The sequence below is a fragment of the Rhodococcus sp. X156 genome, from assembly GCF_004006015.1.
Classification (GTDB): domain Bacteria; phylum Actinomycetota; class Actinomycetes; order Mycobacteriales; family Mycobacteriaceae; genus X156.
The window spans coordinates 2898793-2912199 of sequence record NZ_CP034766.1; the positions used below are offsets into that span (position 1 = coordinate 2898793).

At 72.8% G+C, this 13407-nt stretch carries 11 protein-coding genes and 1 pseudogene; 2 read left to right on the plus strand and 10 right to left on the minus strand.

Features of this window, described 5'->3' with window-relative positions; translation table 11 throughout:
• Window positions 1-89: 89 nt before the first annotated feature.
• The gene (locus tag ELX43_RS13730; protein ID WP_127783911.1) at window positions 90-743 is read left to right on the plus strand and encodes a helix-turn-helix transcriptional regulator; all 654 of its coding nucleotides are present in this window, start codon (window positions 90-92) and stop codon (window positions 741-743) included.
• A 22-nt stretch (window positions 744-765) separates the two neighbouring features.
• Here ELX43_RS13730 and ELX43_RS13735 read toward each other — a convergent pair.
• Together ELX43_RS13735 and ELX43_RS13740 are read right to left on the minus strand one after the other, a co-directional pair.
• Window positions 766-2375, minus strand: a pseudogene (locus ELX43_RS13735) (DNA polymerase Y family protein).
• Between the two features lie 14 nt (window positions 2376-2389).
• A complete protein-coding gene (locus ELX43_RS13740) occupies window positions 2390-3163 on the minus strand; it encodes a hypothetical protein (protein WP_127783912.1) in 774 nt (257 codons plus the stop codon).
• A 269-nt stretch (window positions 3164-3432) separates the two neighbouring features.
• Here ELX43_RS13740 and ELX43_RS13745 point away from each other — a divergent pair, with 269 nt between their 5' ends.
• Entirely contained in the window at window positions 3433-3948 is a 516-nt protein-coding gene (locus tag ELX43_RS13745) for a DinB family protein (protein WP_127783913.1), read from the plus strand.
• On the opposite strand, the gene ELX43_RS13750 is transcribed toward ELX43_RS13745, so the two are convergent.
• From ELX43_RS13750 to sucC, 8 genes are all read right to left on the minus strand, one after another.
• The gene (locus tag ELX43_RS13750) at window positions 3927-5024 is read right to left on the minus strand and encodes a hypothetical protein (RefSeq protein ID WP_127783914.1); all 1098 of its coding nucleotides are present in this window, start codon (window positions 5022-5024) and stop codon (window positions 3927-3929) included. The genes ELX43_RS13745 and ELX43_RS13750 overlap by 22 nt on opposite strands.
• Before the next feature lie 40 nt (window positions 5025-5064).
• On the minus strand, window positions 5065-6183 hold the full coding sequence (locus ELX43_RS13755; RefSeq protein WP_241248961.1) for a phosphotransferase family protein: 1119 nt from the start codon (window positions 6181-6183) through the stop codon (window positions 5065-5067).
• Window positions 6184-6290: 107 nt separating this feature from the next.
• Window positions 6291-7865, minus strand: a complete 1575-nt coding sequence (gene purH, locus ELX43_RS13760; RefSeq protein WP_127783915.1) for a bifunctional phosphoribosylaminoimidazolecarboxamide formyltransferase/IMP cyclohydrolase — start codon at window positions 7863-7865, stop codon at window positions 6291-6293.
• 10 nt (window positions 7866-7875) lie between these two features.
• The gene (purN, locus tag ELX43_RS13765) at window positions 7876-8520 is read right to left on the minus strand and encodes a phosphoribosylglycinamide formyltransferase (RefSeq protein ID WP_127783916.1); all 645 of its coding nucleotides are present in this window, start codon (window positions 8518-8520) and stop codon (window positions 7876-7878) included.
• A 106-nt stretch (window positions 8521-8626) separates the two neighbouring features.
• Entirely contained in the window at window positions 8627-10045 is a 1419-nt protein-coding gene (locus ELX43_RS13770; RefSeq protein ID WP_127783917.1) for a DUF6350 family protein, read from the minus strand.
• A 115-nt stretch (window positions 10046-10160) separates the two neighbouring features.
• A complete protein-coding gene (locus tag ELX43_RS13775; protein WP_127783918.1) occupies window positions 10161-11021 on the minus strand; it encodes a DUF5336 domain-containing protein in 861 nt (286 codons plus the stop codon).
• A gap of 209 nt (window positions 11022-11230) precedes the next feature.
• Complete coding sequence (sucD, locus tag ELX43_RS13780; RefSeq protein WP_127783919.1) at window positions 11231-12106, minus strand: succinate--CoA ligase subunit alpha; 876 nt, start codon at window positions 12104-12106, stop codon at window positions 11231-11233.
• A gap of 14 nt (window positions 12107-12120) precedes the next feature.
• On the minus strand, window positions 12121-13287 hold the full coding sequence (gene sucC / locus ELX43_RS13785; protein WP_127783920.1) for an ADP-forming succinate--CoA ligase subunit beta: 1167 nt from the start codon (window positions 13285-13287) through the stop codon (window positions 12121-12123).
• Between the last annotated feature and the right edge of the window lie 120 nt (window positions 13288-13407).

Sequence of the window (13407 nt, forward strand, 5' to 3'; positions counted from 1 at the left end):
GTTCGCGGAGGACTATACCTATTAGTAATAGTAGTGTCTAGCGGCGGTTCGCCGGCAGGCGGTTGCTACCAACGGGTAGGTTCTGTGCCATGGCAGATGACGACGCGGCGACCGAGTTCCCCTCGCTGCGGCCGACGAGCTGGGCCGTGCTGGGTCTGCTGTCCTTCGGCTCCGAGCTCTCCGGCTACGACCTCAAGAAGTGGGCGGACTGGAGCCTGCGCTTCTTCTACTGGGCCCCCTCCTACAGCCAGATCTACAGCGAGCTGCGCAAGCTCGAGGACTGCGGCTACGCCACCTCCCGCGTGGTGAGCAAGGACGACGTGCGGGGCAAGCGGCTGTACTCCATCACCGAGGAGGGCAGGGAGGCCGTGGCCCACTGGGCCAACGAGTCGCCGGTGGAGCCCGCCGTGCTCAAGCACGGGGTGATGCTGCGCATGTGGCTGGGCCACCTCGGTGACCCGGACCGGTTGCGCGAGGTGCTGGCCGAGCACCGCGACCAGTCGGAGAAGATGCGGGTACGGGCGGTCGCCGATGCAGTGGGCGCCGCCGAGGAGCCCGGCTGGGCCTACCCGGAGATGGTGCTGCGCTGGTCGGAGCAGTACTACGAGTCCGAGCGCGACCGGGCCGACGCGATGCTCGCCGACCTGGACCGGCTGGCCCAGGACCGCACCAAGAAGGGCCGCACCAAGCGAGCCAAGCCCACTCCGCGCTCCTCCGACGAGCTGACCAAGCACACCAAGTGAGCCTGGCCGGCCAGCAGCCGGCTCAGTCGTAGACACCCTCCAGCTGCCACCGGCCCTGCGAGCACCGCAGCAACAGCGCCAGCCGCTCCCCTGTACCCGCCTCGCCTGGACCTGACCCCCCTGGACCTGACTCACCGAGCAGCACCTGGGCGCGCACGGCCCGGTGCGCCTCGGCGGGATCCCACCACCGCTCGTCCACCGGCCAGGGCCCGGCCCACGCCAGCACCGGCCGCAGCCGGCCGTCGTAGCGGGCGGCCACCGGCTCCCCGCTGACCTCCGCCCGGCCGGTGACCTCCACCGGGAGCCCGGCGGCGTCCACCAGGTCCACCACCAGCGGCTCCGGGGGAACCGTGGCCGGCGCAGGGGCGGGCAGGCGACCCGGCCACGGCGCGGCCGGGTCGGCGGCGGGCACCCGCTCGTCACCCCAGGGCAGCAGGGTCACCTGCTCGGCCGGCCCGCGGCCCCCGCTGGGCACCCCCACCTGCACCGCGTCCCCCCGAGCAGGCCCTGCACCCGCACCAGGGCGCGCCGGGCCCGCTCGTCGCCCTCGCCGACCCCGCCCCACAGCCCCAGCTGCAGGGCCCCGGCGGAGACCACCTCCACCGGCTCCAGGCGCAGCAGCACCACTCCCGCGGTCGGCCGGGAGCTGCTGCGCCCGGTCAGCCACCCGTCCAGCTGCCAGCGCACCCGGTCAGCGGTGCCCGCGGGGGTGAGCGGTTCCGCGCAGCGCCAGGTGCGAGCCAGCTCCTCGCCGTTGCCGGTGCGGGCGCGCACCAGCAACCGGGTGCAGGCCACCCCGGCCGCCGAGAGCGTGGCGTGCAGCCGCTGCGCCAGCGCGCGGCCGGCGAACGCCGCGGCGTCCACCCGCTCCACCGGTGGGTCGCAGTCCAGCTCCACCTCCAGCTCCACCGGGGCCCGGCGGGCGGCAGGGGGACGCTCGGCCAGCCCGCGCGCGCTGCGGTGGGCCAGCACGGCGTCAGCACCGAAGCGCGACGCCACGTCGGTGGCGGTGAGCGCGGCGAAGTCCCCCACGGTGTGCAGGCCCAGCCGGCGCAGCAGGTCCACCAGCTCCACCCGGGCCGGGGCGGCCAGGCTCGGCTCGCGGGCCAGCTCGGCCACCGGCAGCGGGGCCAGGAACTCCGCACCCCCGCCGGGCGGAACCACTCGGCCGGTGCGGGCCGCCACCACCGCGGTGGACATCGCGTCGGCGATGCCCACCTGGCACTCCACCCCCACCCCGGACACCTCGTCCACCAACCGCTCGGCCGCCGCCTCCTCACCGCCGAAGTAGCCTGCCGGCCCCTGCGCGGCGAGCACCAGCAACCCCGGGCGCAGGATCTCCACCCCGGGGGCGAGTGCGTCCACGGCCGCCACCACCGGCTCGAAGAACCGGGCGTCGCGGTCGGCGTCGACCGTCACCACGTGCAGCTCCGGGCACCGGCCCTGCGCCTCCCGCCGACGCAGCCCCCGGCGCACCCCGTCGGCCCGGGCACCAGCCGTGCAGGCCACCACCCGGTTGGCCGAGACCACCGCCACCGGCGCCGCGGCCGAGAGACCGGCGGCGGTGGCGGCGGTGACGGCCGGCCAGTCCGGGCACCACACCGCCAGCGTCCGGGACCGCCGCCGCGTCACCTCCTCCGGTCCGCTCACGCGCGCACCGCCCGCACCGGGACGGATCCAGGGGGCAGGGGCCCAGGGGCGGCTGCGGGAGCACCGCCCTGCCACTGCACCGTGGAGGGGGTCCCGGCCCCGAGCACCACGTGGGTGCCCCGAGCCCGCACCGCCTGCCCGCGTCCACGCACCTGCACCGCCAGCTCCCGGCTGCGCAGCCGGCCGTGCCCCCGACCCAGCCCGCGGCACCCGCGGACCTGGGCCCGAAGCTGCAGCTCAGCACCCGGCCAGGTGCCCCCGGTGACCACCAGCACCCCGCCTCGGTGCCGGGCCCGGGCCACCAGCCCGCGGGCCCGGGTGGGCGCCACGGTGGCCCCGCCCAGGTCGAGCACCACCAGGTCCATCCCGTCGAGCAGCACCGCGGCCACGTCCACCGGGTCCTCGCCGGGCTCGGGCACCAGCGCCACCCGGCCGAGGTCGGCCCCCATCTCCTGCGCCGCGAGCAGACCCAGGCTGGGCCGGCCCACCACCGCCGCCCAGCTGCCCGCCGCCGTCACCGACGCGATCAGCCCGACCAGCAAGGAGGTGGCGCCACTGACCGAGACCACCGTGCCGCGGGTGAGCCCACCCCGAGGCAGCAGGGCGGCCAGCGCCTCCGGCACGGGCAGCACCGGACGGGGCCGCGACACCTCGGCGGCGTTGGCGCCTGCGCCCTTCCCCGGCACAGCCACCAGCCGTCGCAGCGCCGCGAGCCGCTCCTCGCGGGTAGCCTCGCCCGCACCTGCCGGCACCGTCAGAGCAGCCGTCATCACCACACCACCTCCGCACATCCCCAACCGCTGGGCAGGTACCGCGGGGAAGGCACGGCGCACACCAACAACTGCACTGACTCACTTATTCGAACGTGTGTTCGAACGTGGACCAAGTACACCCCCTCGGAGGGTGCTCCGTCAAGTGCGGATCCGGCGGATCACCGGAGCACGACCGAGGGCGAGGGCGAGGCGCTCGGGCCGTGCCGAGATGTCCGCGGAGCAGGACCCGAGTCGTGGGGCGGCCCTGCCCCACCTAGCCTGGTCGGGTGCTGCGCACGGAGTGGGAAGCGGTCCTCGAGTCCAACCGCGCGGCCCTGGTCCGAGCGGTGCAGCCGCTCACCGACGAACAGAGCCGCCGGCGGCTGGTGCCCTCGCTGACCACGCCGGCAGGACTGGTCAAGCACTGCGCCGCCGCTGAGCGGGTGTGGTTCCAGCGCACCATCGGTGGGTTGGCAGAGGGCCAGTGCGACGGCTACGCCAGGGGTGATGACGGCGGCTGGCTGGTGCCGCCCGAGCAGACCCTGACCCAGGTGATCGCCGAGTACCAGGCCGCTGCCGCCCGGTCGCGGGCGATCGCCCGGACCGTCGCCGACGATGACCTCTTCGTCCACTACCGCCGCGGCGCGGTCAGCTTCTCCTGGATCTGCGCGCACATGATCGAGGAGCTCGCCCGCCACGCGGGGCACGCCGACATCCTGGTCGAGCAGATCCTCGCGGCGGATGCCGCCGGCCAGACCCGCGCAGACCGCCGCTCCATCCCTCAGTCGGCCACCGAGGAGTAGTCGACGAACCCGCTGGGGTCGTGCCGACCGATGCTGGCGTGCTCGAGCATCCCCCACCCCACGGCCCCGTCGCAGGTGGCCCGCGCGACGTGGTCGATCACGCCCCAGGGCACCCGGGCGACCACCTCGGGGTCGGTGAGGTCGTAGGCCTGCGCCTGCACCCAGCCCGCCCCCTTCCACTGTCCGTGCGTCCAGTCCGGGTCGCCGCCGTAGCCCGCGCCCACGTGCAGCGCCACGTGGTTCACCGTCTCCACGTCGATGGTCACCGGGGAGCCGTCGCCCGCCGTGAGGTGCAGGCGAGCACGCTCGGGGTGGCGCGTGCCGGAGCGGTAGGTGATGTCCAGCCGCGGCCAGCCCAGCTGCTCCACCCGCCCGTCCGGCCAGATCCGCTTGGCGTCGTTGAGGGTGCGGTAGCCGTCCGGGCGCTCCTGGATGATCACCACCACCGCGAAGTCGTCGAAGCGCAGCGGCACGTACAGCCACCAGAACCCCTCGGCCGGCTCGGCCGCGGCCCGGCCCGCGGGCTCGCCCTCCCCCACCGGACGGATGCCCCAGGAACGGTCCCTGGTCCCCGACCACACGTCCGGGGTCACCGCGACGTCCTCCCCGGCGATGGACAGGGTTCCGCTCCAGGTGCCCAGCTGGGCGAAGCGCTGCGCGTCCAGGGTGGGGCGCGCCCCGCTCAGCATCAGGTGCGGCTCCTCGTCCACCGCCGGGAACGCGCCGGTCCAGGTGATGTCCGCGCTCAGCGTCTCGTGCTCGCACACCAGCCGCAGCATCTTCAGCGGCTCCAGCACCTCGATGCGGTACCCGCCCACCGCCAGGTCCAGGCTGCGCTCGGTGAGCGCGTCGGAGAAGCGCACCACGTGCTGGCAGTCGTCGCGCCGCACGGTGAGGAAGGCGTCGGTGACCCCCAGGTTGGGGTACACCCCGAAGCCGGTGACCAGGAAGATCCCGCCGTCCTGGTTGTGCGCGTTGAGGTAGGACCGGTCGTAGAAGTTCCGGTCGCTGCTGGCCACGCGGTCCATCGTCAGCGGGGCCTGGTGGATGGGGAGCTCGTCGAGCGGAGAGGGCATGGGTCGTCTCTTCCGTCAGGAGGGATGTCGCAGGAAAGGGTCAGGACCAGCCGTAGGTGCCGGCCAGCAGCTTCTCCATCGCCACTCGGTGCATGACGAAGTCGTCCGGGTCCTCCGGCAGGGTGTCCTCGCCGAAGTGCATGCTGCGACGCTTGATGCGGGCCATCACGATGGCGTGGCGCAGGGCGGCGTAGACCAGGTAGAAGTCCAGGTCGGCCACCGTGGCGCCGGAGGCCTGCTCGTAGCTGCGCACCACGTCGCTGCGGCGCAGGAAGTCCGGCAGCCCGGGCACCCCGGCCATGTCGGCGAAGTCCTGGAAGAAGCGGTGCAGGAAGATGAACCAGGCGACGTCGATCTCGCGCGGGCCGACCGCGGCCATCTCCCAGTCGAACACCGCCACCGGCTCGAAGTCCTGGTACATCACGTTGCCGATGCGGGCGTCGCCCCACAGCAGCACGTTGGGCCCGGGCTCGGCCGGCCAGTGCTGCTCCAGCCAGGCGAAGGCGCGGTCGATGATCGGCACCCGGATGCCGTCGTCCAGCAGCGCCCACCGGTAGTAGGCGTGCTGGTCGTCGACGTGGCGGCGCAGCGCCTGTGCCGGGTCGCCGGGGCACAGGTCGTCGAAGACGGTCTCGGGCTCCCCGATGGCGTGGATGTCCGCCAGCACCTGCAGCGTGCTGTCCTGCAGGCGCTGGCGCTGCTCAGGAGTGGCGTCGAGCACCCAGCTGTCGAAGACGTAGGGCAGGTTGTCCGGCGGCACCTGCCCGTAGGCGCGCTCCATCACGAAGAACGACGCCCCCAGGACCGCCGGGTCGGTCTCCAGCCACCACAGCCCGGGCACCGGCACGTCGCTGAGCGCGGCCACCCGCCGCAGGATCTCGAACTGCTGGGCCATGTCGTAGCGCGGGAAGACCAGCATGGCGGTGGACTCCGGCGCGGTGCGGGCCACGAACGACCCGCTGTGCCTGCGCCCGTCCACCGTCCAGCTGGCGTCGAAGAGCACCGAGGCGCTGGAGAAGCCCATCACGTCGTCCTGGTCGGCGACGGTCAGCTCCGCCGTGGCGTCACCGACCCGATCCGCCAGCCAGGCCCGCAGCGGCTCCTGCAGCGACGCGAACGAGCGCGCCGTGGTGGTGATGCGGTGCTTCTCCAAGGTCACGACGACCACCCAGCTCTGCTCGGTCCACAGGGGCGGGACCAGCAGGACTAGAACCGGTTCCAGTCGCGAATGTAACCTGGGTCACAACCATCGGGCAAGACCCGAGCTCAGTGGGCGAAGTGCCGTGCCCCGGTGAGGTACATGGTGATGCCGGCCTCCTGCGCCGCCGCGATCACCTCGTTGTCGCGCACCGAGCCGCCGGGCTGGACCACGGCCCGCACCCCACCGTCGATGAGCACCTGCAGCCCGTCCGGGAACGGGAAGAAGGCGTCCGAGGCCCCCACCGACCCGGTGGCTCGCTCCCCTGCCCGCTGCACCGCCAGCTGGGCGGCGTCCACCCGGTTGACCTGACCCATGCCCACGCCCACGCTGGCGCCGTCGGCGGCGAGCAGGATGGCGTTGGACTTGACCGCACGGCAGGCGCGCCAGGCGAAGACCAGGTCAGCCAGCGTCTGGGCGTCGGCCGGCTCACCGGTGGCCAGCGTCCAGCTCTGCGGGTCGTCGCCCGGAGCGTCGAGGATGTCGCGCTGCTGCTGCAGGGCGCCGCCGGAGATGGGTCGCAGCTCGGTGCCGGCGCGCTCCGGCGCCTGCGCCACCAGGATGCGCACGTTCTTCTTGCGGCTGAGCACCTCCAGCGCACCGTCGGCGAAGGACGGCGCGACGATCACCTCGGTGAAGATCTCCGCCACCTGCTCGGCCATCTCCACGGTCACCTCGCGGTTGGCCGCGATCACCCCGCCGAAGGCGCTCACCGGGTCGCACGCGTGGGCCTTGCGGTGCGCCTCAGCGATGGCCCCGGCACCGTCCAGGGCGGACACGGCGATGCCACAGGGGTTGGCGTGCTTGATGATCGCCACGCACGGCCCCTCGTGGTCCCAGGCGGCCCGCCAGGCGGCGTCGGAGTCGGTGTAGTTGTTGTAGGACATCTCCTTGCCGTGCAGCTGCTCGGCCTGGGCCAGGCCGGCGGGCGCACCGGGCTGGGCGTACAGCGCCGCGGCCTGGTGCGGGTTCTCGCCGTAGCGCAGCACTGCCGAGCGCTCCCAGGTCTGCCCGCTCCACGCCGGGAACAGCTGGTCCGGCTCCGGCGCCAGCACCGAGCCCATCCAGGTGGCGACGGCGACGTCGTAGCTGGCGGTGTGGCGGAAGGCGTCCGCGGCCAGCGCGGTGCGCTCGCCCAGCGTGAAGCCCCCGGCCGACACCGCGTCGAGCACCTCGGCGTAGCGCTGCGGGTCGACCACCACGGCCACCGACGGGTGGTTCTTGGCGGCGGCACGCACCATGGACGGCCCGCCGATGTCGATCTGCTCCACGCACTCGTCCGGGCTGGCCCCGGAGGCCACGGTCGCGGTGAAGGGGTAGAGGTTCACCACCACCAGCTCGAAGGCGGCGACACCGAGCTCCTCCAGCTGGGCGAGGTGCTCGGGGCGACGGGTGTCGGCGAGCAGGCCGGCGTGCACGCGGGGGTGCAGCGTCTTCACCCGACCGTCCAGGCACTCGGGGAAGCCGGTGAGCTCCTCCACCGGGGTCACCGGAACACCGGCGGCGGCGATCTGCTGGGCGGTGGACCCGGTGGAGACCAGCTCGACTCCCGCGGCGTGCAGCCCCTGCGCGAGCTCGGCGAGCCCCGTCTTGTCGTAGACGCTGACCAGCGCACGCCGGACGGACTTTCGCGTACCACTCATCTGGGCTGCCTCACTCATGGATTCGGGCCTTCCGTCCGTCGGTGCTGATTCCTCTGGCGGCCACGGCGGACACCACGTCCACCAGCAGCCGTCGTTCCACAACCTTGATGCGCTCGTGCAGGCTCGCCTCGTCGTCGTCGTCGAGGACCGCCACCGCCTCCTGCGCCAGGATCGGACCGGTGTCCACACCGGCGTCCACCAGGTGCACGGTGGAGCCACTCACCTTCACCCCGTAGGCCAGGGCGTCGGACACCGCGTGCGCGCCGGGGAACGACGGCAGCAGCGCGGGGTGGGTGTTGAGGGTGCGCCCGCCGAAGCGAGCCAGGAACGCCGGGCCGAGCACCTTCATGAAGCCGGCGGAGACCACCAGGTCGGGGGCGTGCGCGGCGACGGCGTCGGCGAGCGCGTGGTCCCACGCCCCGCGGTCCGGGTGGTCGCCGAGGCGGACGGTGAAGGCAGCCAGGCCGGCGTCGGTGGCGTGCTGCACAGCGGGGCAGTCACGGTCGGTGCCCACGGCGACCACCTGGAAGGGGTGCTCGGCAGAACCGGCGGCAGCGACCAGCGCCTGCATCAGGCTGCCGGCACCCGAGACGAGGACGACGACGCGGGCCGGTGCCCCGGCGACCGGCGGTTGATCCTCGCGGGGCGCGTTCAGGGCAGAACTCCTGGCTACTCGACGGACAGCCCGGGCGCGGACTGGTCGTCAGCCTAGACGGCACCCAGGACGCCGCTTCCGTCCAGGTCGGTCCGGAAGGCGCTGGTCAGTCCTGGGAGCCGCGGCGCCCCTTCTCCTCGGCCTTGGACAACCGCTCGACCCGCGCCGCCTTGGCGGCCTCTGCCGTGGACGGCTTGCCAGCCCGCCGCGACGGGCGACTCGCGCGCAGCTTCGCCTTCTCCTCGGCGGTCTTCACTGGCTTGGCCTTGTGCGGCTTGACCTTCTTGGCCGCCTTCCGCACCGTGACAGCCTCAGCCTTGGCCGCCTTCCGCTCGGCGCGCTCCGGCTCGTCGTGCTCGCGCAGCAGCGCCACGCTGGCGCTCACCAGCAGCAACCACGCCGCCGTGGCCCCGCCCAGGGCGAGCACCGGAACACCCACCGGCGACAGCGTCCCGGAACCCAGGGTGCCCCCGGCCAGTGCCCCCAGCAGCGCCACCACGAGTCCGGCGAGCACCGCCGTGGCGCCCAGCACCGCGAGCACCGATCGCTGCCGGCCACCACCGGTGTCCCCGCCGGCTGCGCGCACCACCCGGGCGCCCAGCCGGGCAGCCACCACCACCGGCACCACCAGCACCACCGGCCACCACCAGGAGCCGCTGCCGGAGGGCACCGCGGCCAGCACGGGCAGGGCGGGCAGGGGCGCATCCACCGAGCCGAAGGCCGTCACCGTGCTCTGCCCGAGCACCGCGCCGGGGCCCACCGTCACCGAGACGGCACCGAGGACCACGTTGGGGAGGTAGCCGAGGGACAGCACCACCAGGCCCAGCCCGCCAGCCAGGCCCCCGCCGCTGGAGACCAGGTCGGCGACCGTGCCGAGGGAGAGCAGCAGGCTGAGGACGGTGAGCACCGCGGCGCCGAGCACCAGCTCGGCCACCGCCCGCGGGACCAGCAGCAGCGCCGCGGACAACCAGTCGGGCAGCGGGGCCAGTGCCCGCTCGCGCAGCCGCGGTTGGGCGGCCGCACCGAGCAGCGCGCCGAGCAGGTGCACCCCGGCGACCGCGAGCAGGGCCACGACCGGGTTGGGGTTCTCCAGCGGCAGGTCAGCGGACTGGGTGTGCACCAGGGCCAGGGCGAGGCCCGCGAGCACCACCGGGCCCGCCACCGCCGCGCCCAGCGCCCGGCGCGGGTCGTGGTCGTGGCGCAGCGCCGCGGCAGTGCTGCGGGCCGTGGCCCACACCAGCAGCGCGGTGGGCAGCAGCGGCAGCACGCCGAGCACGCTGCCGCCGAGGGTGACGGGGACCTGGTGCATGGCGAGCCACGTCATCGCGGTGGACGCGGCCACCCCGCCCAGCTGGGCACCCGCAGTGACCAAGGTGAGCAGGACCAGCGCGGCGGCGATGGCGGCGGAGGCACCCGCGGGCCCCACCGCGACTGCGAGCAGGCCGCGCAGCTCGGCCCCCCTCGACCGCTCAGCGCCCCTGGAGCCGGAGTCGTTGCGGTCGGGGCGTTCGAGCAGAGCAGTCACTCTTGCAAGGATTGCACCGCGGCCGGGCACCGCTGGGCAGGCGCGCCGAACGCCGAACGGGGCACCACGCGTGCTGCGTGGTGCCCCGTCCGGGTGTTCGAGTGTTCAGTAGCAGCTACTGCTGGTTGGGCTGCCCGTACTGCGAGTCACGGGGGTGCGGGCCGGAGCCCTCCGCGGGGGTGGCGCCGAACGCCTGCGTCGGGGGCGCGTACGACCCGGACGGCTGCCCCTGCTCGGGGTTGTCCTGCGGCCACGACTGCTCCTGGCCCTGCTGGCCGTAGGGCTGCTGGCCGTAGGACTGCTGCTGGCCGTAGGGCTGCTGAGCCTGCCCGTAAGGCTGCTGCTGCTGCTGCGGCGCCTCGCCGTAGTAGCCGCCCTGCTGCGGCTGGCCGTAGGACTGCTGCTGCTGGGCGCCGCCCTGGCCGAACTGGCCGAACTGGCCCTGCTGCCCGGACTGACCGAACTGGCCGGCGCCACCGGCGCCCTGGCTGGACTTCCGCGGTGCCTTGACCACGCCGAGCTCGAGCAGCAGCGCACCGACGGTCACGAGCATGAGCACGAGACCGAGCACGAGCTCGAGGTAGTTGCCCCAGGCCAGGTCCGTGCCGTCGCTGGCGGTCGCCGCACCGATGGTGGAGAAGACCAGGTAGATGAAGCCGGAGACGCCGAGCACGGCGGCCAGGCCGGTGTACCGCTCCTGCCGGGGCAGCAGCGGGAGCGCCAGGAGCAGGCCGGCGATGAAGAGCACCACGAGCGGGCCAGCGTTGCCCGCCTCGTAGAAGTTGCCGCTGGAGTCCGAGCCCCTGGCGCTGGACTTGATGTGGGGCAGGAAGCCGAGCAGCAGGACGAGCAGGCCGAGGCCGGCGGCCACCAGGCCGAGCAGCCGCCCGAGACCGACGTCAGCACCCGTTCCGGGCCGGCCTGCGCCCGCGGGGGCGGACGAGCCCTGACCCGCGCTGGAAGGTTGGTAGGTCATCACTTCTCCGTGTCTGTAGAGGCAGTGGTCTGCCGGAACAGGTTGCTGCGGAGCATCTCTGCGCGCCGCAGCCGCCTGGAACGGCATCATTCTCGCCCACGGTAACGGATCGTCACCCTCATCCGGGACGAGAACGGGCCGACCCCCCGGAGGGAGTCGGCCCGTTCAGCGACGATCTGCGCTGATGATCAGCCGTGCAGCACGAAGTGCTACAGGGACTTCATGATCTCGCGCATCAGGTCCGCGGTGGCGGACGGCGTCTTGCCGACCTTGACCCCGGCGGCCTCGAGAGCGTCCTGCTTGGCCTGCGCGGTGCCCGAGGAGCCGGACACGATGGCGCCAGCGTGGCCCATGGTCTTGCCCTCGGGGGCGGTGAAGCCGGCGACGTAGCCCACGACGGGCTTGGTCACGTGCTCCTTGATGTAGTCGGCGGCACGCTCCTCGGCGTCGCCACCGATCTCACCGATCATCACGATGGCCGCGGTGTCGGGGTCCTCCTCGAACGCCTTGAGGCAGTCGATGTGGGTGGTCCCGATGACCGGGTCGCCGCCGATGCCCACGGCGGTGGAGAAGCCGAAGTCACGCAGCTCGTACATCATCTGGTAGGTCAGCGTGCCGGACTTGGAGACCAGCCCGATCTTGCCGGACTCGGCGATGTTGGACGGGATGATCCCGGCGTTGGACTGTCCGGGGCTGATGATGCCGGGGCAGTTGGGGCCGAGGATGCGGGTCTTCTCGCCCTGCTCCACGTTGTAGGCCCAGAAGCCGGCCGAGTCGTGCACCGGGATGCCCTCGGTGATGACCACGGCGAGGCCGATCTCGGCGTCGATGGCCTCGACGACGGCAGCCTTGGCGAACGCCGGCGGCACGAAGATGACGCTGACGTCGGCGCCGGTCTCCTTCATGGCCTCGGCGACGCTGGCGAACACCGGGATGCCGTCGACGTCAGTGCCCGCCTTGCGCGGGTTGACACCGCCCACGACGTTGGTGCCGGAGGCGACCATGCGGCGGGTGTGCTTGGTGCCCTCCGAGCCGGTGATGCCCTGGACGATGACCTTGCTGTCCTTGGTCAGGAAAATAGCCACAGTGATCGATTCCCTTACTTCGCGGCCGCGAGCTCGGCAGCCTTGCTGGCCGCGCCGTCCATGGTGTCGGCCTGCTGCACCAGCGGGTGCGCGGCCTCGGCGAGGATGCGTCGACCCTCGTCGACGTTGTTGCCGTCCAGACGGACGACCAGCGGCTTGGTAGCCGAGTCACCGAGCATCTCCAGCGCCTGCACGATGCCGTTGGCGACCGCGTCGCAGGAGGTGATGCCACCGAAGACGTTGACGAAGACGCTCTTCACGCTCGGGTCACCGAGGATGACGTCCAGGCCGTCCGCCATGACCTGCGCCGAGGCGCCGCCACCGATGTCCAGGAAGTTGGCGGGCTTGACGCCACCGAAGTCCTCGCCCGCGTAGGCGACGACGTCCAGGGTGGACATGACCAGACCGGCGCCGTTGCCGATGATCCCGACCTCGCCGTCGAGCTTGACGTAGTTCAGGCCCTTGGCCTTCGCCTTGGCCTCGAGGGGGTCAGCTGCACCCTTGTCCTCCAGGTCGGCGTGGTCGGCGTGGCGGAAGTCCGCGTTGGCGTCCAGGGTGACCTTGCCGTCGAGGGCCAGGATCCGGTCGTCCGGGGTGCGCACCAGCGGGTTCACCTCGACGAGGAGCGCGTCCTCGTTGACGAAGACGTCCCACAGCTTGGTGATGCACTCGGCCGCGGAGTCGAGCACCTCGGCGGGCAGTCCACCCTTCTCGGCGATGCTGCGCGCGGTGGCCAGGTCGACACCCTTGTTCGCGTCCACGGGCACCTTGGCCAGCGCGTCGGGGTTCTCCTCGGCCGTGACCTCGATCTCGACTCCACCCTCGACCGAGCACATCGCGAGGAACGTGCGGTTGGTGCGGTCGAGCAGGAAGGAGATGTAGTACTCGGCGGCGATGTCGCTCGCCTCGGCGACCAGGACGTTGGGCACGACGTGGCCCTTGATGTCCATGCCGATGATGTTCTGGGCTTCCTTGTGCGCGTCCTCGGCGGTGGCGGCGTACTTGACGCCACCGGCCTTGCCACGCCCACCGACCTTCACCTGGGCCTTGACCATGACGGGCTTGCCGATCTCCTCGGCAATGGTCTTGGCCTCCTCGGCGGTCTCAGCGACCCGGCCGGGGGTGGTCGGTACTCCGTGCTTGGCGAAAAGGTCCTTCGCCTGGTATTCGAAGAGATCCATCAGCTCACCATCTCGTCTACGTTGACGCCCGACCAGGGGATGGCCGGATCCTCGGGGCACATTATCGACGTCTGGCCCCGCAGCGGGGATGGCGGGTCGCGCTAGTGGTCCAGGTCACCC